Origin of the sequence: Streptomyces sp. NBC_00075 (genome assembly GCF_045041225.1) — a bacterium.
GTDB classification, from domain to species: Bacteria; Actinomycetota; Actinomycetes; order Streptomycetales; family Streptomycetaceae; genus Streptomyces; species Streptomyces adonidis.
Genome location: NZ_CP108243.1, coordinates 8,580,554 through 8,602,174 on the forward strand (window position 1 = coordinate 8,580,554; position 21,621 = coordinate 8,602,174).

The 21,621-nt window shown below is 70.9% G+C and carries 22 protein-coding genes; 16 read left to right on the forward strand and 6 right to left on the reverse strand.

Annotation, left to right across the window (positions count from 1 at the left end):
• Nucleotides 1-123 precede the first annotated feature (123 nt).
• Nucleotides 124-258, forward strand: coding sequence for an SPW_0924 family protein (locus OG787_RS37590; protein ID WP_369033638.1), 135 nt, complete (start codon nucleotides 124-126; stop codon nucleotides 256-258).
• Nucleotides 259-288: 30 nt separating this feature from the next.
• The gene (locus OG787_RS37595) at nucleotides 289-1,281 is read left to right on the forward strand and encodes a DUF3068 domain-containing protein (RefSeq protein WP_369033639.1); all 993 of its coding nucleotides are present in this window, start codon (nucleotides 289-291) and stop codon (nucleotides 1,279-1,281) included.
• Here the strand turns inward: OG787_RS37595 and OG787_RS37600 are convergent.
• Both OG787_RS37600 and OG787_RS37605 read right to left on the reverse strand, forming a co-directional pair.
• Complete coding sequence (locus OG787_RS37600; RefSeq protein WP_405538236.1) at nucleotides 1,271-4,222, reverse strand: ATP-dependent helicase C-terminal domain-containing protein; 2,952 nt, start codon at nucleotides 4,220-4,222, stop codon at nucleotides 1,271-1,273. The two genes, OG787_RS37595 and OG787_RS37600, sit on opposite strands and share 11 nt — an antisense overlap.
• 85 nt (nucleotides 4,223-4,307) lie before the next feature.
• Nucleotides 4,308-5,177, reverse strand: coding sequence for a class I SAM-dependent methyltransferase (locus OG787_RS37605; protein WP_369033641.1), 870 nt, complete (start codon nucleotides 5,175-5,177; stop codon nucleotides 4,308-4,310).
• 325 nt (nucleotides 5,178-5,502) lie between these two features.
• On the opposite strand from OG787_RS37605, the gene rpsA reads away from it, so the two are divergent.
• The 5 genes from rpsA (at nucleotide 5,503) to OG787_RS37630 (ending at nucleotide 11,061) form a co-directional block, all read left to right on the forward strand.
• A complete protein-coding gene (rpsA, locus tag OG787_RS37610; RefSeq protein WP_369033642.1) occupies nucleotides 5,503-7,005 on the forward strand; it encodes a 30S ribosomal protein S1 in 1,503 nt (500 codons plus the stop codon).
• Between the two features lie 262 nt (nucleotides 7,006-7,267).
• Nucleotides 7,268-8,875 (forward strand): flavin monoamine oxidase family protein, encoded by a 1,608-nt coding sequence (locus OG787_RS37615; RefSeq protein WP_405538238.1) that lies wholly within the window; start codon nucleotides 7,268-7,270, stop codon nucleotides 8,873-8,875.
• Between the two features lie 114 nt (nucleotides 8,876-8,989).
• Nucleotides 8,990-9,928, forward strand: coding sequence for a PAC2 family protein (locus tag OG787_RS37620; RefSeq protein ID WP_369033644.1), 939 nt, complete (start codon nucleotides 8,990-8,992; stop codon nucleotides 9,926-9,928).
• A gap of 84 nt (nucleotides 9,929-10,012) precedes the next feature.
• Nucleotides 10,013-10,621: a dephospho-CoA kinase gene (gene coaE / locus OG787_RS37625; protein WP_369033645.1), complete on the forward strand. Its 609-nt coding sequence runs from the start codon at nucleotides 10,013-10,015 to the stop codon at nucleotides 10,619-10,621.
• Nucleotides 10,622-10,671: 50 nt separating this feature from the next.
• Nucleotides 10,672-11,061, forward strand: coding sequence for a tetratricopeptide repeat protein (locus tag OG787_RS37630; protein ID WP_369033646.1), 390 nt, complete (start codon nucleotides 10,672-10,674; stop codon nucleotides 11,059-11,061).
• A 22-nt stretch (nucleotides 11,062-11,083) separates the two neighbouring features.
• Here OG787_RS37630 and OG787_RS37635 read toward each other — a convergent pair whose 3' ends face one another.
• Entirely contained in the window at nucleotides 11,084-11,350 is a 267-nt protein-coding gene (locus tag OG787_RS37635; RefSeq protein WP_369033647.1) for a DUF6343 family protein, read from the reverse strand.
• Between the two features lie 105 nt (nucleotides 11,351-11,455).
• Between OG787_RS37635 and OG787_RS37640 the strand changes: the two genes are divergently transcribed.
• The 4 genes from OG787_RS37640 to OG787_RS37655 all read left to right on the forward strand — a co-directional run bounded on the left by OG787_RS37640 (nucleotide 11,456) and on the right by OG787_RS37655 (nucleotide 14,347).
• The gene (locus OG787_RS37640) at nucleotides 11,456-12,418 is read left to right on the forward strand and encodes an acyltransferase domain-containing protein (protein WP_405538240.1); all 963 of its coding nucleotides are present in this window, start codon (nucleotides 11,456-11,458) and stop codon (nucleotides 12,416-12,418) included.
• 74 nt (nucleotides 12,419-12,492) lie between these two features.
• A complete protein-coding gene (locus tag OG787_RS37645; protein WP_405538241.1) occupies nucleotides 12,493-13,170 on the forward strand; it encodes a class I SAM-dependent methyltransferase in 678 nt (225 codons plus the stop codon).
• 65 nt (nucleotides 13,171-13,235) lie between these two features.
• A complete protein-coding gene (locus OG787_RS37650; RefSeq protein WP_369033650.1) occupies nucleotides 13,236-13,778 on the forward strand; it encodes an MOSC domain-containing protein in 543 nt (180 codons plus the stop codon).
• A gap of 89 nt (nucleotides 13,779-13,867) precedes the next feature.
• Entirely contained in the window at nucleotides 13,868-14,347 is a 480-nt protein-coding gene (locus OG787_RS37655) for a DoxX family protein (protein WP_369033651.1), read from the forward strand.
• 92 nt (nucleotides 14,348-14,439) lie between these two features.
• On the opposite strand, the gene OG787_RS37660 is transcribed toward OG787_RS37655, so the two are convergent.
• The gene (locus OG787_RS37660) at nucleotides 14,440-14,988 is read right to left on the reverse strand and encodes an RNA-binding S4 domain-containing protein (protein ID WP_369033652.1); all 549 of its coding nucleotides are present in this window, start codon (nucleotides 14,986-14,988) and stop codon (nucleotides 14,440-14,442) included.
• Nucleotides 14,989-15,073: 85 nt separating this feature from the next.
• Here OG787_RS37660 and OG787_RS37665 point away from each other — a divergent pair, with 85 nt between their 5' ends.
• Complete coding sequence (locus tag OG787_RS37665) at nucleotides 15,074-15,796, forward strand: uracil-DNA glycosylase (protein ID WP_405538243.1); 723 nt, start codon at nucleotides 15,074-15,076, stop codon at nucleotides 15,794-15,796.
• Between the two features lie 57 nt (nucleotides 15,797-15,853).
• On the forward strand, nucleotides 15,854-16,825 hold the full coding sequence (gene pip, locus OG787_RS37670) for a prolyl aminopeptidase (RefSeq protein WP_369033654.1): 972 nt from the start codon (nucleotides 15,854-15,856) through the stop codon (nucleotides 16,823-16,825).
• Nucleotides 16,826-16,844: 19 nt separating this feature from the next.
• On the opposite strand, the gene OG787_RS37675 is transcribed toward pip, so the two are convergent.
• Nucleotides 16,845-17,255 (reverse strand): (2Fe-2S) ferredoxin domain-containing protein, encoded by a 411-nt coding sequence (locus tag OG787_RS37675; RefSeq protein ID WP_369033655.1) that lies wholly within the window; start codon nucleotides 17,253-17,255, stop codon nucleotides 16,845-16,847.
• Nucleotides 17,252-17,908, reverse strand: coding sequence for a GntR family transcriptional regulator (locus OG787_RS37680; RefSeq protein WP_369033656.1), 657 nt, complete (start codon nucleotides 17,906-17,908; stop codon nucleotides 17,252-17,254). Before OG787_RS37680 ends, OG787_RS37675 begins: the two co-directional genes overlap by 4 nt.
• Before the next feature lie 156 nt (nucleotides 17,909-18,064).
• Here OG787_RS37680 and OG787_RS37685 point away from each other — a divergent pair, with 156 nt between their 5' ends.
• The 3 genes from OG787_RS37685 to OG787_RS37695 all read left to right on the forward strand — a co-directional run bounded on the left by OG787_RS37685 (nucleotide 18,065) and on the right by OG787_RS37695 (nucleotide 21,609).
• Nucleotides 18,065-19,555: an NCS1 family nucleobase:cation symporter-1 gene (locus OG787_RS37685; protein ID WP_369033657.1), complete on the forward strand. Its 1,491-nt coding sequence runs from the start codon at nucleotides 18,065-18,067 to the stop codon at nucleotides 19,553-19,555.
• Between the two features lie 2 nt (nucleotides 19,556-19,557).
• Nucleotides 19,558-20,274, forward strand: coding sequence for an aspartate/glutamate racemase family protein (locus OG787_RS37690; RefSeq protein ID WP_405538245.1), 717 nt, complete (start codon nucleotides 19,558-19,560; stop codon nucleotides 20,272-20,274).
• A gap of 279 nt (nucleotides 20,275-20,553) precedes the next feature.
• Nucleotides 20,554-21,609, forward strand: coding sequence for a glycoside hydrolase family 6 protein (locus tag OG787_RS37695; RefSeq protein ID WP_405540706.1), 1,056 nt, complete (start codon nucleotides 20,554-20,556; stop codon nucleotides 21,607-21,609).
• Nucleotides 21,610-21,621: the final 12 nt, after the last annotated feature.

Below are 21,621 nucleotides of genomic sequence, written 5' to 3' on the forward strand. Positions count from 1 at the left end.
CCGTTCATGGCGAGGGGTGCCGCTTTCGTGTGTGCGAGTTGTTCTCATCTCGGCCGCCCGTTGCTACGGTGCCCGCGACCTGACGCACCATCAGCTCGTCGTCGCCGACCGGGGAGGCCCCGTATGCGCGCTCTGATCGCCGCCGCGGCCGGTCTCGCCGCCGCGTTCGCGCTCGTCCTCACGATCACCGCCATCGGCACACCGACGGGCACGACGTCCCCGAAGCCGATGCTGACCACGGTTCCGTCACACCCGTAGCCGCCGTACCTCTCCGGGAGGGAGGCCGAGATGCGCCGCAAGTCCGGCCTGGTCCTGCTCGCCCTCGCCGTGTTCTTCGCGGCGCTGTCCCCGCTGCTGCGCTGGTACGCCTTCCCGCGCCTCGCCAAGGTCCCGGCGAACCAGTACCAGGACATGGTGCTGGAGGCGAAGGACGCGACCCTGCTCGACTACAACTCGTTCACGGCCAAGAAGGTCTCCAAGGTCACCATCGTGCAGACCCTCAAGGGCAACGTCGAGGCCTCGGAAGCGATCGAGAGGACGGCGGGCCGGGACGTGGTCGTCTGGGACGGCCTCTCCTATGTCCAGGGTCCCGACGGGAAGATGGTCTCGAAGATCCCCGAGCGCTACATCTTCGACGCGCACACCCAGGAACCGGTCCATGCCACCGGCGAGATGGTCGACGGCGACCCGGTGAAACGGGAGGGCATCGAGTTCAAGTGGCCCTTCCTGGTGGAGAAGCGGGACTACGAGTACTTCGACGCACAGGCGCGCGTGACGGCCCCCATCCACTACAAGGGGACGCAGGACTTCCGCGGCGTGTCTGTCTACTACTTCGAACAGACCATCCCCTGGACGAAGGTCCCCTTCCCCAAGTCCATGCCGGTCAAGGGCATCACGCCCGAGGACGTCGCCGCGACCGGCACGACCCGCTGGTACACCACGGTCCGCAAGTTCTGGGTGGAACCGGTCACCGGGGCGCCCGTCTACGGCGAGGAGATCCACCAGGAGGAACTGCGCGGAGGCAGCCTCCTGGGGGGACGCGAAAAGGTGACGGCCTTCGCCGGGCACGTGAAGATGCGCGAGGACTACATCAGGTCGACGGTCGACCTGGTCAAGTCCCAGCGCGTACTGGTCCTGCTGATGACGTCGTACCTGCCCTGGGGCTTCCTCTCCCTGGGCGTACTCCTGCTGGCCCTCGCCCTCTACCTGGAGGCACGCGGCCGCAGGCCGGCCGACCCCGCCCCCACGAAGACCTCCGCCCCCGAGCCGGTCACCGCCTGAGCCGCGCGTTCGTGTGCCGGGTCGGCTCGGCGGTCGCCGGGTCCTCCGGCCACGGATGCTTCGGATACCGCCCGCGCAACTCCGCACGCACCCCCTTGTAGCCGTCCTTCCAGAAGGAGGCGAGGTCGGCGGTGACGGCCGCGGGCCGCCCGGCGGGCGACAGCAGATGAACGACAACCGGCACCCCGGCCACGACGGGCGACTCCCGCAGCCCGAACATCTCCTGCAACTTCACGGCGAGCACGGGCCGTTCGGGATCGGAGTAGTCGACCCGGATCCTGGACCCGCTCGGCACGGCCAACCGCTCGGGCGCCAGCCCGTCGAGCCGCCCGGCCTCCCCGGAAGCCCACGGCAACAACCGATTGAGGGCCTGCCCGGCCTCGATCCGCCCCAGATCGGCCCGCCGCCGAGCCCGGCCCAACTCGGGCTCCAGCCATTCGTCCACGCGCGCGTGGAGGGCGTTCTCGGAAACGTCGGGCCATGGATCACCCAGATGCAGCCGAAGAAAGGCGAGCCGCTGCCGCAGCACTTCAGCGTCCGCGGACCACCGCAACAACCCGAGCCCGTCCTGCCGCAGCCCCTCAAGAAGGGCCTCGCGTACGAGGGCGGGGTCCGGGTTCCGCAACGGACGCACCGCCAACTCCACCGCCCCGAGCCGCTCGACCCGCCGCGCGACGACGTCCCCGTCGGCCCAGTGGACCTCCTCGCCCGAGGCATACAGGGCACCGGCCGCCGACCGAGCAGTGTCCTCGTCGATACCGACGCCAAGCCGCACACGCGCGTGCCCGGCACCGACCGGCCGATCCGCCACAGCGACCGCGACCCAGGCCGCACCCCGCAACGCCGACCCCTCACCGACCTCCGCCCGGGTACCGGACACCATCAGATACGACCCGCCCTGAGCCCTGCCAACCCGCTCGGGAAAGGCGAGCGCGACGACGAGCCCGACGGCCCGGTCGTCCCCGAAGGCGGGGGCGGGCCCGTGGGGTGCGGTGTCGGGCGCGTCCGGGCGCGGGCGCCGAGCCTCTGTGCGTCGGCGGGCCGCGTCGTCGCCGTGCCGGGCCGCGCGGTCGCCGGCAGCGGGTGCGGGTTCGTGGGGTGCGGTGTCGGGCGCGCCCGGGCCCGGGCGCCGAGCCTCCGTGTGTCGGCGGGCCGCGTCGTCGCCGCGCCTGGCTGCCGCGCGGTCGTCGGGGGTGGTCGGGGCGGGTTCGTGTGGTGCGGTGTCGGGTTCGGCCGGGCTCAGGTGATCGACCTCCGTGGGGCGGCGGGGCAAGTGTGCGAAGTCGCCGCGCGGGGTCGCGCGGTCGTCTCGGGTGGTGGGGGCGGGGTTGCGGGGTCCGTCGGGGCGCGGGCGGCTGCCCGTGCGTGTGTCGTCACCGCTTCGGGCCCCTGCGCGGTCGCCGTCGGCAGTGGGTGCGGGTTCGTGGCGTGCGGCATCCGGTGCCGCCGAGCGCAACCGGCGGGACTCCGTACGCCAGCGGGTCGCGTATGCGTCGTTGGCGTGGCGGGCCGTGCGCCAGGCCGTTGTGAGGTCGTCGCCGTATTCGCGTGGCGGCTCCTCGCTCAGTAGGGCGACCACCTCGGCGGCCCGGGCCGCGCCCACCTCGGGGGCCGCGTCCAGGAGGGCGCGGGCCAGCCGGGGGTGCAGGCCGAGGCGGGACATGCGGGTGCCCCGGTCCGTGGCGCGGCCGGTGGCGTCCACGGCGCCGATCGCCGTCAGTACAGACCGCGCCGCCGCCATCGCACCGCTCGGCGGTGGGTCCAGCAGGGCCAGCCCGGAGGCGTCAGGATCGCCCCAGCAGGCCGCCTGGAGGGCGAACGCCGTCAGGTCGGCCACCTTGATCTCCGGCGACGGAAAACGCGTCAGACGGGCGTCCTCGGCCTCCGCCCAGCAGCGGTACACCGCCCCCGGCGCCTCACGGCCGGCCCGCCCCGCCCGCTGCCGCCCGGCGGCCTGCGAGCCCCGGACCGTCGTCAGCGCGCTCAGCCCGCGCGCGTGGTCCACCCTCGGCTCCCGCGCCAGCCCCGAGTCCACGACCACCCGCACCCCCGGAACCGTCAGCGACGACTCCGCCACGGACGTCGCCAGCACCACCCGGCGGCCCGCCCCGCCCGACAGCACCGCGTCCTGGACGGCAGCCGGAGCCCGCCCGTGTACCTGGAGCACCTCCACGGGGCCGAGGTCCCGCAACTGGCCCGCCACGCGCGCGATCTCGCCGACGCCGGGCAGGAAACACAGCACGTCCCCCGCCCGCTCGGCCAGCGCCCGCCGCACCGTCGACGCCACATGCGTCAGCAGCGCCGGGTCGACACGCATCCCGTGCGGCGGCCGTACGGGACGTACCGGCGGAGCCCACACCACCTCCACCGGATACGACACCCCGGCCGCCTCGACCACCGGCGCGCCGCCCAGCAGCTCCGCCCAGCCCTCGGCGTCGGTCGTCGCCGACGCCGCCACCAGCCGCAGTTCGGGGCGCAGCGCCGCCCGTACGTCGACCAGGAACGCCGCCGTCGTGTCCGCGTCCAGGTGCCGTTCGTGGCACTCGTCGAGCACGACCACGTCGACGCCGGGCAACTCCTGGTCCCGCTGGAGCCGTTGCAGCAGCACACCGGTGGTGACGACCTCCACGCGCGTGTGCCGCCCGATCACCCGCTCCCCGCGCACGGTGTAGCCGACGCTCGCGCCGACCTGTTCGCCCAGCAGCCACGCCATCCGCCGGGCCGCCGCCCGCGCGGCGATCCGCCTCGGCTCGGCGACCACGACCCGCCGCACCGGCCGGCCGTCATCCAGCAGTCCCGCCAGGGCCAGTGGGACCAGCGTCGTCTTGCCGGTGCCGGGCGGGGCCACGAGGACGGCGGTGCCGTGCGCGTCGAGCGCCTCGGTCAGGCCGGGCAGGGCACCGCGTACGGGCAGGACGTCCAGGGCGTCGTAACGGATCACGCCCCCAGTGTCGTACGTCCATGAAAAACGCCCTCCACGCGTGCGTGGAGGGCGTTTTCTCAAGCCGGTTCTCAAGCCGGCCTTCTCAGTCGCGCTCGCAGACGAATATCGCCGTCCCCGGGATGAGGTTGCCGCGCAGCGGGGACCAGCCGCCCCACTCGGACGTGTTCCAGGCCGGCCACTCCGGCTCGACCAGGTCCATCAGACGGAAACCGCCCGCCACGACGTCCCGGACGCGGTCGCCGACCGTCCTGTGGTGCTCGACGTACACCGCGTTGCCGTCGTCGTCCTGCTCGACGTACGGCGTGCGGTCGAAGTACGACCCCGAGACGGACAGCCCTTCGGGGCCGGGCTCGTCCGGGAACGCCCAGCGCAGTGGGTGCGTCACCGAGAAGACGAAGCGCCCGCGCGGGCGCAGCACCCGGCGCACCTCGCGCAGCACCAGCACCGGATCGGCGACGAAGGGCATCGCCCCGTACGCCGAGCACACCAGGTCGAAGGAGCCGTCCGCGAAGGGCAGGGCGCCCGCGTCGGCCTCCACCAGGGGGATGCCGCCGCCGATCCGCAGGGCGTGCTGGAGCTGGCGGTGGGAGAGGTCCAGGGCCACCGGACGGGCGCCCTGGGCGGCCAGCCAGCGGGAGCACTGGGCCGCGCCGGCGCCGATCTCCAGGACGTCCTTGCCCTTGAGGTCCTCGGCCGGACCCAGCAGCTCGGCCTCCACCTCGTCGAGGCCCTCGGGGCACCACACGAAACGGTCGTCGCCGAGGAAGGTGCCGTGCTCGTTCTGGTAGTCGTCCGCGTTCCGGTCCCACCAGCCCCGGTTGGCCCGGGAGCTTTCCGTGACTCCGGCGGCACGCCGGGTGGCCTCGGGCTCGGACGATTCGGGCTCTTGGATGATCGGCTCCCTCGTATTAGTCTGCGGGTCTTCCGTGCGACCTGTTCCGGCGGTCGTCACGAATGGGGTGTCTACACGCGTGCGTGGCCTCCTGGGACACGTCTTGTGCCGGGTATGCGACGATCCGCCCCGGGTGTGCGCCTTCGCGCATTGACCCTGCTCGGCTGCCCCCGTATGCTACAAGTTGCGCTGCGGGCCTGCGCACCTCAGACGTAGCAGGTTGCGCTCGCATCTGTATGTATGTCCCCTCGGTTGTCGAGGCGCCACCGGATCTTCTGGTTCTGGTGTGGCGCTTCCTTGGCTGTCCGGCCTTCTGCAGAGCGAAACGGGCTCCCGGCGTAAGCAGTACCTACGACTCACTGTCCGTACCGGAGCCCTTTCCCACATGACGAGCAGCACCGAGACCACCGCAACGACTCCGCAGGTTGCGGTCAACGACATCGGTAACGAGGAAGCCTTCCTCGCCGCGATCGACGAGACGATCAAGTACTTCAACGACGGCGACATCGTCGACGGCGTCATCGTGAAGGTCGACCGGGACGAGGTCCTGCTCGACATCGGTTACAAGACCGAAGGTGTCATCCCGAGCCGCGAGCTCTCGATCAAGCACGACGTCGACCCGAACGAGGTCGTCAAGGTCGGCGACGAGATCGAAGCCCTTGTTCTCCAGAAGGAGGACAAGGAAGGCCGCCTGATCCTCTCGAAGAAGCGCGCCCAGTACGAGCGCGCCTGGGGCACCATCGAGAAGATCAAGGAAGAGGACGGCATCGTCACCGGTACCGTCATCGAGGTCGTCAAGGGTGGTCTCATCCTCGACATCGGCCTCCGTGGCTTCCTGCCGGCCTCCCTCGTCGAGATGCGCCGTGTCCGCGACCTCCAGCCCTACGTGGGCAAGGAGCTCGAGGCCAAGATCATCGAGCTGGACAAGAACCGCAACAACGTGGTCCTGTCCCGCCGTGCCTGGCTGGAGCAGACCCAGAGCGAGGTCCGCCAGACCTTCCTCACGACCCTCCAGAAGGGTCAGGTCCGCTCCGGTGTGGTCTCCTCGATCGTCAACTTCGGTGCGTTCGTGGACCTCGGTGGCGTCGACGGTCTCGTGCACGTCTCCGAGCTGTCCTGGAAGCACATCGACCACCCCTCCGAGGTTGTCGAGGTCGGCCAGGAAGTCACCGTCGAGGTCCTCGACGTCGACATGGACCGTGAGCGTGTCTCCCTGTCGCTGAAGGCGACGCAGGAAGACCCGTGGCAGCAGTTCGCCCGGACCCACCAGATCGGTCAGGTCGTCCCGGGTAAGGTCACGAAGCTCGTTCCGTTCGGTGCGTTCGTCCGCGTGGACGAGGGCATCGAGGGTCTGGTCCACATCTCCGAGCTGGCCGAGCGCCACGTGGAGATCCCGGAGCAGGTCGTCCAGGTCAACGACGAGATCTTCGTCAAGGTCATCGACATCGACCTCGAGCGCCGCCGCATCAGCCTCTCGCTGAAGCAGGCCAACGAGTCCTTCGGTGCCGACCCGGCCTCGGTCGAGTTCGACCCGACGCTGTACGGCATGGCCGCGTCGTACGACGACCAGGGCAACTACATCTACCCCGAGGGCTTCGACCCCGAGACCAACGACTGGCTCGAGGGCTTCGAGGCTCAGCGCGAGGTGTGGGAGAACCAGTACGCCGAGGCGCAGCAGCGCTTCGAGCAGCACCAGGCTCAGGTCATCAAGTCCCGCGAGGCGGACGCCCAGGCCGAGGCCGAGGGTGTCACCACCCCGGGTGCGGCTCCGGCGGCCTCCGGTGGCGGCGGCTCGTACTCCTCGGAGTCGGACGACACGTCTGGCGCGCTGGCGTCGGACGAGGCGCTTGCGGCTCTGCGCGAGAAGCTGGCTGGTGGTCAGAGCTGACGCTCGCCTCTGAAGCTGAGGCTTAGTCGGTAGCTGAGGGGCCGTACCTTTCGAGGTGCGGCCCCTCAGTCGTTTTGGGGCTGGGGGTTGTCGTTCGGGTGCGGAGCCGTTGCGGCTTGTCGCGCAGTTCCCCGCGCCCCTAGGGGGTTGTCGTTGCCGTTTTTGCAGAAACTTGTGGGATACACGAGTAACTGACGGGTCGTAACGGCTCGTTGGGAGGCTTCCTCGGTCATTCGTGGTCGGGAAAAGGGGAGCCGAAGACATGACGCAGCTTCAGAACGGTTCTGGTGGTAGTCGCCGAGCGTTTTTGCGCAATGTGGGTCTCAGCGGGGGCGCGGGGGCGATGTTCGCCACCATGGGGGCACTCGGCCTCGCGCCCACCGCGCAGGCCGCCCAGCGTGAGCGGTCCTTTCAGGCGCTCAGGCCCGGTGACTTCGCTCTCACCGGACGCGCCGCCGCCAAGGTCGTCATCGTGGGCGGTGGTATCGCGGGGCTGGCCGCGGCGTACGAACTGGGCAAGGCCGGCTACGACTGTACGGTCCTGGAGGCCAGGGACCGTACCGGTGGGCGCAACTTCACCGTGCGGGGCGGTGACTCGACCACCGACCTGTACGGCCACCGGCAGACGGCCCGGTTCGCCGACGGCCACTACATGAACGCCGGGCCCGCACGTCTCCCGCAGTGGATGGTCACCCTCGACTACTGCCGTGAACTCGGCGTCCCCGTGGAGGTGTTCACCAACGTCAACGCGGACGCCTACCTCTACAACGAGTCCGCCGGCATGACCGCGCCGGTGCGCTACCGCACCGCCAAGGCCGATGTGTACGGCTACGTCTCGGAGTTGCTCGCCAAGGCCACCGACAAGGGCGCCCTCGACGAGGAGTTGACGGCCGCCGACCGGGAGCGGCTGGTGGAGTTCCTCAAGGACTACGGGGAACTCGGCGACACCCTGAAGTACGAGGGCGGCGAGCGCCGCGGATACACCACCGTGCCGGGTGCGGCGGGCACCCCCGGTGTGCTGCTGGGCGACGTTCCGACCGCCTCCGAGGTGTTCGCCAGCGGGGTCGGGCGCTACTTCTCCTTCGAGTTCGGCTTCGACCAGGCCATGCTGATGTTCCAGCCGGTGGGTGGCATGGACCAGATTCCCAAGGCGCTCACCAGGGCGATCGGCGCCCACCGTGTCCGTACCGGAGCGGTCGTCTCGGACATCACCGACACCGGGAGCGGTGTTTCCGTCACCTACACCCAGGGCAGCCGTAGGAGGGTGGTCAACGCCGACTACTGCATCGGCGCCCTGCCGCCGAACATCCTCGCGAAGATTCCGCACAACCTCGGCTCCGGAGTGCAGTCCGCCCTGGAGGCGATCACCCCGTCGTCCGCCGCCAAGATCGGCCTGGAGTACCGGTCCCGCTGGTGGGAACTGGACCACCGGATCTACGGCGGCATCACCGAGACCGACCAGGACGTCGCACACATCTGGCACCCGTCGTACGGCTTCCACGGGGAGCGAGGCATCGTCATCGGCTACTACAACTACAGCGCCAACGCGGACTCGTACGCGCGGCTCACGCCCAAGGAACGCGAGAAGCGGGCCGTGGCCGTCGGCGTGAAGATCTACGGCGACAAGTACCGCACCGAACTGGCGTCCTCCTTCTCCCACCACTGGCGTCAGACGCCCCATCTGGAGGCCGCCTGGCACTCCACCCCCGGTGGGCCCGACGACGCCCGCTACAAGCCGCTCAACGAGCCCACCGGGCGCGTGTACTTCGCCGGTGACTGGCTCAGCTACACCGACGCCTGGCAGCACGGCGCGTTCACGTCCGCACGCAGGGCCGTGACCGCGCTCCACGCGCGCGTGCTGTCCTCCTGACGCACCGCGCGCGTGTCGCGGAGGGGTAAGTCGTACCTGTGAGCGGGGTGCGGGCGGGAATGCCCGCGCCCCGTGCCACGTTGTGCAGTACGAACACAAGGAGGAGCGGTCACTGTGCTTGATCCGCAGGGTTTGTACGCATGGGAGCCGAAGGGCCTGGCTGTCGTCGACATGGCGTTGGCACAGGAGTCGGCCGGTCTTGTCATGCTCTACCACTTCGACGGATACATCGACGCGGGCGAGACCGGCGACCAGATCGTCGACCGGCTGCTCGACACACTGCCCCACCAGGTGGTGGCCCGCTTCGACCACGATCGGCTCGTCGACTACCGCGCGCGCCGCCCGTTGCTGACGTTCAAGCGCGACCGCTGGACCGACTACGAGGTGCCCACGCTCGATGTGCGGCTCGTCCAGGACGCCACCGGGGCGCCCTTCCTGCTGCTCTCCGGACCCGAGCCGGACGTCGAGTGGGAGCGCTTCGCCGCGGCCGTCCAGCAGATCGTCGAGCGCCTCGGTGTCCGGCTGTCCGTGAACTTCCACGGCATCCCCATGGGCGTCCCGCACACCCGCCCCGTGGGCCTCACCCCGCACGGCAACCGCAACGAGCTGGTGCCGGGCCATCGCAGCCCCTTCGAGGAGGCGCAGGTCCCCGGCAGCGCCGAGTCGCTCGTCGAGTACCGCCTCATGGAGGCCGGCCACGACGTCCTGGGCGTCGCCGCGCACGTCCCGCACTACATCGCCCGCTCCCCGTACCCGGACGCCGCCCTGACCGTCCTGGAGGCCATCACGGCGGCCACCGGACTGGTCCTGCCCGGCATCGCGCACACGCTGCGCACGGACGCCCACCGCACCCAGACGGAGATCGACCGCCAGATCCAGGAGGGCGACGAGGATCTTGTGGCCCTCGTCCAGGGTCTCGAGCACCAGTACGACGCAGCCGCGGGCGCCGAGAGCAGGGGCAACATGCTCGCCGAGCCGGTCGACATTCCGTCCGCCGACGAGATCGGGCTGGAGTTCGAGCGCTTCCTCGCGGAGCGGGAGGGCGAGGGCTGAGCCCCGAGGGCCGATCCTCAGGAGCCGAGTCCGCTCGGCGCCCTGTCGACGACGCTGTCAGTGGCAGGCCCTAAGCTTCCCGGCATGCTGACAGTGGGCCTGACCGGCGGCATCGGGGCCGGCAAGAGCGAGGTGTCGCGGCTGCTCGTCGCGCGGGGCGCCGTCCTGATCGACGCGGACCGCATCGCGCGCGAGGTCGTCGCGCCGGGAACCGAGGGCCTCGCGGCGGTCGTCGACGCCTTCGGTACGGAGGTGCTCGCCGAGGACGGCGGCCTGGACCGGCCCAAGTTGGGCTCGATCGTCTTCGCCGACCCCGAGAAGCTCGCCCTGCTGAACTCGATCGTGCACCCCTTGGTGGGGGCCCGCTCCCGCGCCCTGGAAGCCGCCGCGGCCGGGGACGACGTCGTGATCCACGACGTACCGCTGCTCGCCGAGAACGGCCTCAAGTCGCTGTACGACCTGGTGATCGTCGTCGACGCGAGCCCCGAGACCCAGCTCGACCGGCTGATCCGGCTGCGCGGCATGACGGAACACGACGCACGCGCGCGGATGGCCGCCCAGGCCACCCGCGAGAAGCGCCTGGAGATCGCGGACGTCGTCATCGACAACGACGTACCCCTGGCAGAGCTGGAACGGCGTGTAACGGACGTATGGGCCGATCTCGTACGCAGAGCCCGGGCGTCCCAGGAATAGCGTTGCCGTGTCCGGGCGTTGAACCGCCGTAGTGAGGGAAGGACTCAGCCGTGCCCGAGACCAGCGGATGGACCGGACGAACTCCGGAGACGCATGTCATCGACTTCCGCGCGGCAGAGCGACTGCTCGCCGCGCGTGATCCCCGTGGCGCGGTCAAACTGCTCGACCCCGTGATCGCCGCCCACCCCGAGAACACGGCCGCCCGGCTGCTGCGCGCGCGTGCGTTCTTCGCCGCCGCCCAACTGCGCCCCGCCGAGCTGGAGTTCACGATCGTCCTGGAGCGCGAGCCGGACAACGCGTTCGCGCACTACGCGCTCGCCCGCACCTACGAGCGCCAGCGCCGCCCGGAGCAGGCCAAGCGCCACTTCCGGCTGGCGGCGGCGCTCGATCCGAACCCGCGCTATCTGGAAGCGGCACGCTTCGACGACTCGCCGTCCTGAGGGTCCGCGCGCGGGTGTGGGGTCACGGGCCGCGCTGTTCCGGCGGCCGGTACGGCGGGATGTCGGGGCCCGGCTGGTAGTGCGGGCCCTGGCGGATGTGCCGGAGGATCATGGCCAGGTCGACCGTGACCACCAGCCACAGGACACCGCAGGCAGCCGCCCACCCGGGGCGCCCGGCGAGCACGAACGCGACCGTTCCCACGATCGCCCAGACCAGCCCCCACACACTCAGCCAGAGACGCGCCCGCAGAGCACTGCGCGCTGTCATCGGCTCACTGCCTGTACGCATCAGGACCACACCGTTCCTTCCTGCAACGTACTCTTCGGTCCGGACGTTCACCAAGGGCCGTCGGACGAGCCGCCGGCCGCCGAAAACGACCGGGGGAACCACACCGTGCTGCCGGACGCCGACGACCTTCCCGAGACCCTGCTCGACCTGGCCGTACCCCATGAGGACATCAACGAACTGATCGCACTGAGACGCCCGTTGACCCACGACTCCGGCGCGATGCGGCTCCTGGAGGAGTGTGTCGAAGGGCTGGTGCGGGACATGGGGGAGATCGGCGGGGCGGCGCCCTGGCCCGGCGAGCGGATCGCTGGCCAGCTCGGCGGGCAGTCGGACAAAGGGGCGGACGGGCGGGCGAGTGGGGAGCCGGGGGCCCTGGAGCGGTACTTCTCCGTGTACGTGTTCCTCGCGGCGCTTCCGTACGTACGTGCCCACCACCACGCGCTCGGGGTGCCGCCCGAAGTGTCCCGCCGTACGCTCGCCGACCTCGGGCGGAACATGGCCGTGTACCGCAGGAGGTACGGCCGGGGCGGCATGCAGGCGCCGTGGTGGATCTCGCTCCACTTCCACGGGGAGCTGTTCCAGCTGGGGCGGTTGCAGTTCCAGCGGGCGCGGGTGGGGGAGCGGACGGCGGAGCTGCTCGCCGGCGCCGGTCTCGCCGCTGACGCCGACGCGATGTGTCTCAGCGTGCACATCCCCGACTTCCACGGGCCGCTGTCCCCGGCCGCCTGCGACCAATCCCTGGCACTGGCCCTGGACTTCTTCGCACGGCACTTTCCGGGGGAGCGGTACACGGCCGGGGTCTGCCACTCCTGGCTGCTGGATCCACAGCTGAAGCGGTATCTGGGAGCGGACTCCAACATCGTCCGCTTCCAGGAACGCTTCCGGATCGCGGGGGAGGCGGGCGAGCCGGCCGACACCGAACCCGTCCAGTTCGTGTTCGGGAATCCCGACCTGCCGGTGGCAGACCTGCCCCGTCGGACCACCGTGGAGCGGGCCGTCGGGGACCATCTGCGGGCGGGCGGCCACTGGTACATCGGGCACGGATGGTTCCCGCTGCCGACGATGTGACTCGAACGAGTGAACAGTCGGGGAGCGGGAACGGCCGTACGGACGTGGGCCGTTGTGCGGGCATGAAGACAGAAATGCGAGAAGGATACGAAGGCACGGGCCCCGGCGCGATCACTCCGGACGGCTGCGCGGTCGAGCTCTACTCTCGGCTGTCGATCGGGGGCGAGCCGGACATCATCGCCGCGGCGGTGCCCGCGGGCGCGCACATCCTGGAGCTGGGCAGCGGCGTCGGACGCATGACGCACCCGCTCCTGGAGCGCGGTTTCACGGTCACGGCGGTGGACGAGTCGGCCGAGATGCTGGAGCGCGTCCGGGGAGCGCGCACGATATGCGCCCCGATCGAGGAGTTGGACCTGGGCGAGACGTTCGACGTGGTCATGCTGGCGTCGTTCCTCGTGCACGCCGGGGACGCCGAGGTACGGCGGGGGCTGCTCCGCACCTGCGTCCGCCATGTCGCGGAGGGCGGCCATGTGCTGATCCAGCGCGAGGGCGCGGACTACCACACGAACCTGCCGCGTGAGCGGGTCGATCCGAGCGGGTTCACCTTGCGGATGGTGTCGTCGGATCCGGTCGGGGATGGCATCAACTCGGTGCGCGCGGAGTACGAGTTCCCGGACGCCGTATGGACACAGACCTTCCTGGCCAGGCCGTTGACCCAGGAACAGTTCGAAGAGGCTCTGGGGGAAGCGGGGTTGAGAGTCGACCGGTATCTGACGGAGGACGGGATCTGGGTGAGGGCGGTGCGTGGGTGAGAGCGGTGAATGGGTAGGGAGAGCGTGTAGCGAACCGGGACACGTGGGCGAGGGGGCTCCGAGGGATGAGCGGCACAGTGGTGGCGGTCAGCAGCAACGGCGGGTATTCGTTCAGCAAACCGAACCGGGACAGCGTCAGACTGCTCACCGGGCTCGGTGTGGAGGGTGACGTGCACGCCGGGACGACCGTCAAGCATCGCTCGCGCATGGCGAAGGACCCCACGCGGCCGAATCTGCGCCAGGTCCACCTCATACACGAGGAACTCCTCACCGAGGTCGGTGCGGACGGATTCGAGGTGGCGCCCGGAGAACTCGGCGAGAACATCACCACCCGGGGCATCGATCTGCTCGCACTGCCGGTCGGCACCCTGCTGCACATAGGCGACGACGTGGTGCTGACGGTGACCGGGCTGCGCAATCCCTGTCTACAGATCGACAACTTCCAGGACGGGCTGCTGAAGCGGGTGGTCGGACGGGACGACGCCGGGAACGTCGTCCGCAAGGCCGGAATCATGAGCGTCGTGAAGGAGGGAGGCGAGGTCTGCCCCGGCGACCCGGTCAAGGTCGAGTTTCCCGGCGGACCGCACCAGGCTCTGGGACCCGTCTGAGAAGTCCCGCCGGACGGCGATGAGTTCCGGGCCGACGGTCGGTCTGTCTCCGTGACAGCAACGCGAACCGCTTCACACAGGAGACCTCCATGTCCGAGACCACCGCTCACGTCACGCCCATCGCGCCCGTCACCTCCGGCGCCTCCACCACCCACGTCACCCGCGCCGGGTCCGGGACCGCTCGCGGGCGGCGCGCCTGGATCGCACTGCGGGCGCTTCAGGTCGTCCTCGCCCTCTTCTACGGGTTCGCGAGCGCGCTGCCCAAGCTGATCGCGCACCCGTCGGCCGCCGAGACCTTCGACAAGCTGGGCTGGGGCAGCGCGGGCATGTACACCATCGGGCTGCTCGAACTGGCCGGAGCCGTCGCGCTGTTGATCCCTGTGCTTCAGTCGGTGGCCGCGACGGCGCTGGGCGCGCTGATGGTGGGCGCGTTCGTCGTGCAGGTCGCCGTCTTCGACGGGCAGTACGCGGCGACACCGCTGATCCTCATCCTGCCGCTCACCCTCATAGCCTGGGCCCGCCGAGGACACAACGCGGAGCTGCTGAGGCTGCTGCGGCGACGGGCGTGATCGGGGCTGCGTACTGCCGCTGGGGCGGCGTCCGACCGGGTCGAGGGGACCTGGTCGGACGGCCGTTGAGGCCGCTGCGGCCGGGGCGGTCCCTACGGGGTGGCGTCGGGGCCGGTAGCGCCTGCCGGTCCGGATCCGGATCCGGGTCCGGGGAGGCCTCGTAGGCGTTCCATGTCGCGGCGGTCGCGCTTGGTCGGGCGGCCCGTGCCGCGGTCGCGGATGCCAGCCGGGGCCACGGCCTCGCGGGGGAGCGGCGGCGGACTGTTGTCGACGTAGCACTGGACGGCCACCGGGGCTCCGACCCGCTTGCGGATCAGGCGCTTCACCACGACGATCCGTTCCTGGCCGGCGTGGCGGAGGCGTACCTCGTCGCCGACGCGCACCGCGTACGCGGGCTTCACCCGATCGCCGTTGACGCGTACGTGGCCGCCCCGGCAGGCGGTCGCACCCATGGAGCGGGTCTTCACGAGACGTACGGACCAGATCCAGCTGTCGATGCGGACGGTCTCGCCGCTCGCGGGACCGGCGGCGTCGGCCGCGGCCACCGCCGGGGAGGCGGGTGCCGGGTCGGTGGCGGTGCCGTCTTCGGTGGGCGCGCCGCCTTCGGTGTCCGGGTCCTCGGAAGCCCTGCCAGATGCCATGCCCCCGACTTTAGTACTCCGGGTCGGACGGGTCGGACGGGTTTTTCCGGCCCTGTGCTCCGGGCCACCGCTCTACCGTGGACGTATGGACACCAGTGATCCGGCCGGGACGACCGGACTGGCCGGGCTCGACGAGCGGATCGCCGGATGCCGGCTCTGCCCTCGGCTGGTCGCCTGGCGGGAGGAGGTCGCTCGTACCAAGCGGGCCGGTTTCGCCGACTGGGACTACTGGGGGCGGCCGGTGCCCGGGTTCGGGCCGCCCGATGCCCGGCTGCTGGTCGTCGGGCTGGCGCCCGCCGCCCACGGCGGGAACCGGACCGGGCGGATGTTCACCGGGGACCGCTCCGGAGACGTGCTGTACGCGGCGCTGCACGAGGTGGGGCTGGCGTCGCAGGCCGGTTCGGTGAGCGTCGACGACGGGCTCGAACTGTACGGCGTACGCATCACCTCGCCCGTGCACTGCGCCCCGCCCGCCAACAAGCCGACGCCCGAGGAACGGGACGCGTGCCGGCCGTGGCTGGTGAGCGAACTGGAACTGCTCCGGCCGACGCTGCGGGCCGTGGTCGTGCTCGGGGCGTTCGGCTGGCAGGCCACGCTGCCCGCTCTCCACATGGCGGGCTGGAACGTGCCGCGTCCGCGTCCCGCCTTCGCGCACGGAGCCCGGGTCACGCTGGGCGGCGGGCTGCGGCTCTTCGGCTGCTTCCACGTCAGCCAGCGCAACACCTTCACCGGTCGTCTCACGCCCGAGATGCTCCGGGATGTGCTGCGGGACGCGGCGAGCGCCGCCGGCCTCCCGCATCAGGGGTGAGAACGCCCGGAGAGAATTGGCGCGACCGGATCGGCGTACGCACGTTACGTTGCCCCGATGGGCCTGTATCCGGAGATCGAACCGTACGACCACGGCATGCTCGATGTCGGGGACGGCAACCGCGTCCACTGGGAGGTCTGCGGAAATCCGCGGGGCAAGCCGGCGGTGATGCTGCACGGCGGGCCGGGGTCGGGGACGAACCCGCGCTTCCGGCGGTACTTCGATCCGGCCGCGTACCGGATCGTGCTGCTCGACCAGCGCGGGTGCGGGCGTTCGACACCGCATGCGAGCGCGTACGACACCGACATGAGCGTCAACACGACGGGCCACATCATGGCCGATCTGGAGCTGCTGCGGCGGCACCTGGGGATCGAGCGGTGGCTGGTGTGGGGCGTGTCGTGGGGGTCGGTGCTCGGGCTGCGGTACGCGCAGACGCATCCGGAGGTGGTGTCCGAGCTGGTGCTCACCGCGGTCGCGACCGGTTCCGACGCCGAAGTGGCCCTGCTGACCAGGGGATTGGGGAACCTGTTCCCCGAGGCGTTCGAGAAGTTCCGCGCCGGGGTGCCCGAGGGCGAGCGGGACGGGAACCTGGCCGCCGCCTACAACCGGCTGCTGGAGTCGCCCGACCCCGAGGTGCGGGCACGCGCCGCGCGGGCGTGGACCGACTGGGAGACGGCCATGGTCCCGGCCCCGCCCCGTTCCGTACCCCGCTACGAGGACCCGGTGTTCCGCATGGGCTTCGCCCGGACCGTCACCCACTACTGGGGTCACGACCACTTCCTGGGCGAGGGGAACGAGGGAGCGGAGGGAGTCGTGCTGCGTGACGCGCACCGGCTCAAGAACGTCCCCGGCACCCTCGTCCAGGGCAGCCTCGACCCCGGGAATCTGCTCGGCACGGTGTGGCGGCTCCAGCACGCCTGGCCCGGCAGCGAGTTGATCGTCGTCGACGAGGTGGGGCACAACGCGGGGGCGCCGGGCATGGTGGACGAGCTGGTCGCGGCGACGGACCGGTACGCCGTGCGCCGCTGAGCGCCTACCGCTGGGCCGGCTACCGTCGGCGGGCTCGGTCGCGCTCGCCCGCCGACTGGACGAACTGGAGTTCCAGCGTGGGTGGGGGAGGGGCGACGCCCGGGCCGCCCGCCTCCGCCCAGCCGAGTATCTCGTCGGTGCAGTCGTCGCCCATCGACCAGCCGATCCAGACGGCCCTGCCGCCACGCCTGCGGCCCTCGCCCGACGGCTGTACGACGATGATGTTCGCCTGGTCGCAGGGGCCGAGGCAGTCCGACGTACGGACCGCGAGGCGTCCGGCGGAGGCGGCGGCGGCCGCGCGCAGCCGGTCCAACTGCCAGTCGTGGTCGTAGCCGGGGTACTTGCGCGGGTCGCCGCAGCAGCAGCCACGGCAGACGATCAGCGTGCAGGGGCGGGTGCGGGCGGCGCCGATCACCGTACGGGCGGTCACAGGTCGCCCTCGGTTCCGAAGAGGTGCCGTACCGTCGAGCGGTGGTTGGCCTGGACGTGGGTCAGGGCGTGCGCGCGGGCCCGCGCCGGGTCGCCGGACGCGATCGCCTCGTACAACTCGCGGTGTTCGGTGAGGAGTTGGGGCCACTCCTCGTTGCGGCGGGTGAGCCAGCGGAGCCGACCGTCGACCGGTTCCATGACCGAGATCAGCAGGCTGTTGCCGGCCGTGGCCAGGATGCGGTCGTGGAAACGGGTGTTGATGTCGGTGATCGTCTCCGCGTCGCCCGCCGCCGTCGCCGCGGCGGCCCGGTCGAGGAGTTCCGCCAGTTCTGCCAGGTCCGCCGGGGTCGCGCGGGACGCGGCGAGGCCGGACGCGTAGACCTCCAACGCCTCGCGCAGTTCGAAGAGTTCATCCACGTCGGTCGGGGTGAGACGGCGGACGACCGTGCGGCGCGGGGTCTCGAAGAGGACGAAGCCCTCGGCGACCAGGGCCCGGATCGCCTCGCGCACGGGGACCCGGGACACCCCGAAACGCTCGGCCAGCTCGCGTTCGACCAGCCGGTCGCCGGGGCCGAGGCGGCCCGCGATGATCTCCTCCCGCAGCGCCGCCAGGACACGCTCGCGCACCGCTCCGAGCGGTTCGATCTTCGTCATGGGCCCATCTTCGCCGACCCGGGCGTGATTTACGGAGCCGTAACGGAGCGGACATCGGACCGGACTCTTGGCGGGGAGACCATGACGGCAGTTTGGTATACCAAACCTGCCGCGCCTCTAGTCCTCGTCCCCGCTCCCTCGCCCATGGAGGACCCCGTGTCCCTCGCCGACCGTGCCGAAGCCACCGGCGCCCCAGCCTTCGTCCCCGATCCCCGGCTCACCAACGAAGACCTCGCGCCCGCGGGCAAGCGCAACTGGAAGGTGTTCGACCTCTTCGCGATGTGGATGTCCGACGTCCACAACCTCGGCAACTACACGTTCGCGGCGGGCCTGCTGGTCCTCGGCATGAACGTCTGGCAGATCTTCACCTCGCTGCTCGTCGGCTTCGTGATCATCTACGTCGGTATGAACTGGATGGGGAAGATCGGCCAGCGGCACGGCGTTCCGTTCCCCGTCGTCAGCCGGATCAGCTTCGGCGTCTGGGGCGCCAACATCCCCGCGCTGATCAGGGCCGTCATCGCCATCATGTGGTACGGCATCCAGACCTATCTGGCCTCCGTGGCCGTCAACGTCATGCTGCTCGCGGCCTGGCCGGGCCTCGAATCCTGGACGCACAACTCGTTCCTCGGCCTTGACGCGCTCGGCTGGCTGTCCTTCGTCTCGCTGTGGCTGATCCAGGCGCTGATCATCAGTCAGGGCATGGAGTCCGTACGGAAGTTCCAGGACTTCTGCGGTCCGGCGATCTGGCTGGTCATGATCGCGCTCGCCGTCTGGGTCCTCTCCAAGGCGGGCTGGACCATCTCGCTCACCTCCACCCCGAACCCGGTCTCCGTCGGTGAGCAGTGGCGGCAGTGGTTCGGCGCGATCGGGCTGATCCTCGCCACGTACGGCACGCTGATGCTCAACTTCTGCGACTTCTCCCGCTTCGCGCCCGACTACAGGACCGTCAAGCGCGGCAACTTCTGGGGTCTGCCCTTCAACTCGACCGCCTTCGTGATCGTCTCGGTCATCGTCACGGCCGGTTCGATCGAGGTGTTCGGCGAGGCCATCACCGACCCGGCGGAACTGGTCGCCAAGGTCGGCAACACCTGGGTGCTGGTCCTGGCTGCCCTGACCTTCGCCATCGCCACCATGGGAGTCAACATCGTCGCCAACTTCGTCTCCCCCGCGTACGACCTGGCCAACGTCTGGCCGCAGAAGATCACCTTCAAGGTCGGCGGCATGATCAGCACGGTGGCCGCGCTGGTGGTGACCCCGTGGAACCTCTTCTCCAACCCCACGGTCGTCCAGTACTTCCTCGGCGGCCTCGGCGCCTTCCTGGGACCGCTGTTCGGAGTGATCATGCTCGACTACTTCTGGGTCAAGAAGGGCCGCATCGACGTCGACGAACTCTTCGACGCGCAGCCCGGATCCCGCTACTACTACCGCAAGGGCGTCAACCCCAAGGCCCTGTGGGCCTTCCTGCCCGCGGCCGGCGTCGCGGCTGTACTCGCCCTGGTGAAGGACTTCAGCGACGTGGCCCCGTACTCGTGGTTCATCGGTACGGCGCTGGCGGCGGGGCTGTACGCGCTCCTGTGCCGCGACGAGCGGGCCGAGGCGGTCGCGGAATCACCGTCCGCTTCTGCTTCCGCTGCTGTGGAGGGCTGAGCGTGCGGATCGTCGTCACCAACTGCAACACGACGCAGGGGATGACCGAGGAGATCGTACGAGGTGCCCGGGCCGTCGCAGGCCCGGGCACCAGCGTGCTCGGGCTCACCCCCGGGTGGGGCCCCGAGTCGGCGGAGGGCTGGCTCGACAGCTACCTCTCGGCCGCCGCGGTCCTCGACACCCTGCGGACGTACGACGGCCCCTACGACGCCGTCGTGATGGCCGGGTTCGGCGAACACGGGCGCGAAGGCGTACGGGAGTTGGTGGACGTGCCCGTCGTCGACATCACCGAGGCCGCCGCGCACCTCGCGTGTCTGCTGGGGCGGCGGTACGGGGTCGTCACCACGCTCGAACGGTCGTGCGGCCAGATCGAGGACAGCCTGGACACGGCCGGCGTCGGCCGGAACTGCGCCGCCGTGGTCGGCACCGGGCTCGGTGTCCTCGACCTCGGCGACGACCGGCGGACCGAGGAGGCGTTCGTCGCGGCGGCCGAGCGGGCGGTGGCCGCCGGGGCCGAGGTACTGGTCCTGGGCTGCGCCGGGATGACCGGACTACAGCGGGCGGTGGGGGAGAAGCTGGGGCTGCCGGTGGTCGACGGGGTGGGCGCGGCGGTCAAGCTGGCGGAGTCGCTGGTCGCGTTGGGGCTGACGACGAGTCGGTCGGGGAGCTATGCGAAGCCGTTGCCGAAGCGGCGGGGGTGGGGGCGGGTGGGGGAGTGAGGGTGTGGTGTGGGTTTCTCGCCCCCGCCGCCCCTACCCGCCCCATCCTGTTCCTGGGGGCTGCGCCCCCAGACCCCCCTTGTCGCGCTGAACGCGCTCGTCCTCAAACGCCGGACGGGCTGAAATGCCCGGCCGGGGGGGCGCCGGTGGGGTGATCTTGGGGTGGCTCGGTGGGGCCGTGCGCGGTGCGGGGCGGCGGTGACCGCAGACTCCGGGGAGGTCGGATCGTCGTTGCCGCGGGGCCCGTCGGCGACGGGAACGGAGTCGCCGGTGCCCGGGATGCGTAGATCGCTCAGGTCGACCACCTTGCCCAGGTGGTTGCCGGGGGCTTGTGTCGTCGTGCTGCTTGTGGGGGGTTGCAGTGTGGGCGCGCTGGGGGAGAGGAGCGCCCGGCTGCCGGGGACGGGTGCTGGTGCCGGGGAGCGTGGGGGTGAGGGGGCGGTGTTCGAGCTGCTCTGGGTGGATCCCCGGTCGCGTGCCGCGCGGCAGGCCGTCGAGTGGCGGGCGGTGGGGCGTGACGCGGACGCCGCGCTGATGGACCGGATCGCGAGCCGTCCCCAGGCGGAGTGGGTGACCGGGGCGAGCCCCAGGACGGCTGTCCAGGCGGTCACCATGGCCGCCGCTCGCGCCGGGCGGACGGCCGTGTTGGTGGCGTACGACATCCCGGGCCGGGACTGCGGACAGTACTCCGGCGGCGGTGCCCTGACCGCGCCGAACTACCGCGCCTGGGTCGACGAGTTCGCGGGCGGGCTCGGTGACCGGGGCGCGTATGTGATCGTCGAACCGGATGCCGTGGCGCAGGTGGTCGCGGGCTGCGCCCAGGTCGTGGCGGCGGACCGGTACGAGCTGCTCGCGTACGCCGTCGAGCGGATCAAACGGCAGCCGAACGCGCGCGTGTACCTCGACGCGGGCAACTCCGGCTGGATCCCGGAGCCGACGCGTCTGGTCGAGGCGTTGCGGGCGGCGGGCGTCGGACAGGCCGACGGGTTCGCCCTGAACGTCTCCAACTTCCGCACCGACGCGGACAGTCAGGCCTACGGCGACGCCCTGTCGAAGGCCCTCGGCGGCACGCACTACGTCGTCGACACCAGCCGCAACGGCAACGGCCCCTACACCGATACCAGTGTCAGTGGCACGGACGCGGAGTCCTGGTGCAATCCGCCGGGGCGGGCCCTGGGGACACCGCCCACGACGGTCACCGGCCATCCGCGACTCGACGCTCGCCTCTGGATCAAACGGCCGGGCGAGTCCGACGGCACCTGCCGGGGTGGCCCGGCGCCCGGCCAGTGGTGGCCGTTGTACGCCCTCGAACTCGCCCGCAACGCACGGCCGTGAGCCAGGTTCGGC

What these genes read in the sequence shown, in the direction of transcription:
- OG787_RS37595 (WP_369033639.1), top strand. Translation starts at nt 289, where the DNA reads ATGCGCCGCAAGTCCGGCCTGGTCCTGCTCGCCCTCGCCGTGTTCTTC.
- OG787_RS37635 (WP_369033647.1), bottom strand. Translation starts at nt 11,350, where the DNA reads ATGCGTACAGGCAGTGAGCCGATGACAGCGCGCAGTGCTCTGCGGGCG.
- OG787_RS37645 (WP_405538241.1), top strand. Translation starts at nt 12,493, where the DNA reads ATGCGAGAAGGATACGAAGGCACGGGCCCCGGCGCGATCACTCCGGAC.
- OG787_RS37660 (WP_369033652.1), bottom strand. Translation starts at nt 14,988, where the DNA reads ATGGCATCTGGCAGGGCTTCCGAGGACCCGGACACCGAAGGCGGCGCG.
- OG787_RS37695 (WP_405540706.1), top strand. Translation starts at nt 20,554, where the DNA reads ATGCGTAGATCGCTCAGGTCGACCACCTTGCCCAGGTGGTTGCCGGGG.
- OG787_RS37650 (WP_369033650.1), top strand. Translation starts at nt 13,236, where the DNA reads ATGAGCGGCACAGTGGTGGCGGTCAGCAGCAACGGCGGGTATTCGTTC.
- OG787_RS37590 (WP_369033638.1), top strand. Translation starts at nt 124, where the DNA reads ATGCGCGCTCTGATCGCCGCCGCGGCCGGTCTCGCCGCCGCGTTCGCG.
- OG787_RS37615 (WP_405538238.1), top strand. Translation starts at nt 7,268, where the DNA reads ATGACGCAGCTTCAGAACGGTTCTGGTGGTAGTCGCCGAGCGTTTTTG.
- OG787_RS37665 (WP_405538243.1), top strand. Translation starts at nt 15,074, where the DNA reads ATGGACACCAGTGATCCGGCCGGGACGACCGGACTGGCCGGGCTCGAC.
- pip (WP_369033654.1), top strand. Translation starts at nt 15,854, where the DNA reads ATGGGCCTGTATCCGGAGATCGAACCGTACGACCACGGCATGCTCGAT.
- OG787_RS37655 (WP_369033651.1), top strand. Translation starts at nt 13,868, where the DNA reads ATGTCCGAGACCACCGCTCACGTCACGCCCATCGCGCCCGTCACCTCC.
- coaE (WP_369033645.1), top strand. Translation starts at nt 10,013, where the DNA reads ATGCTGACAGTGGGCCTGACCGGCGGCATCGGGGCCGGCAAGAGCGAG.
- OG787_RS37680 (WP_369033656.1), bottom strand. Translation starts at nt 17,908, where the DNA reads ATGACGAAGATCGAACCGCTCGGAGCGGTGCGCGAGCGTGTCCTGGCG.
- rpsA (WP_369033642.1), top strand. Translation starts at nt 5,503, where the DNA reads ATGACGAGCAGCACCGAGACCACCGCAACGACTCCGCAGGTTGCGGTC.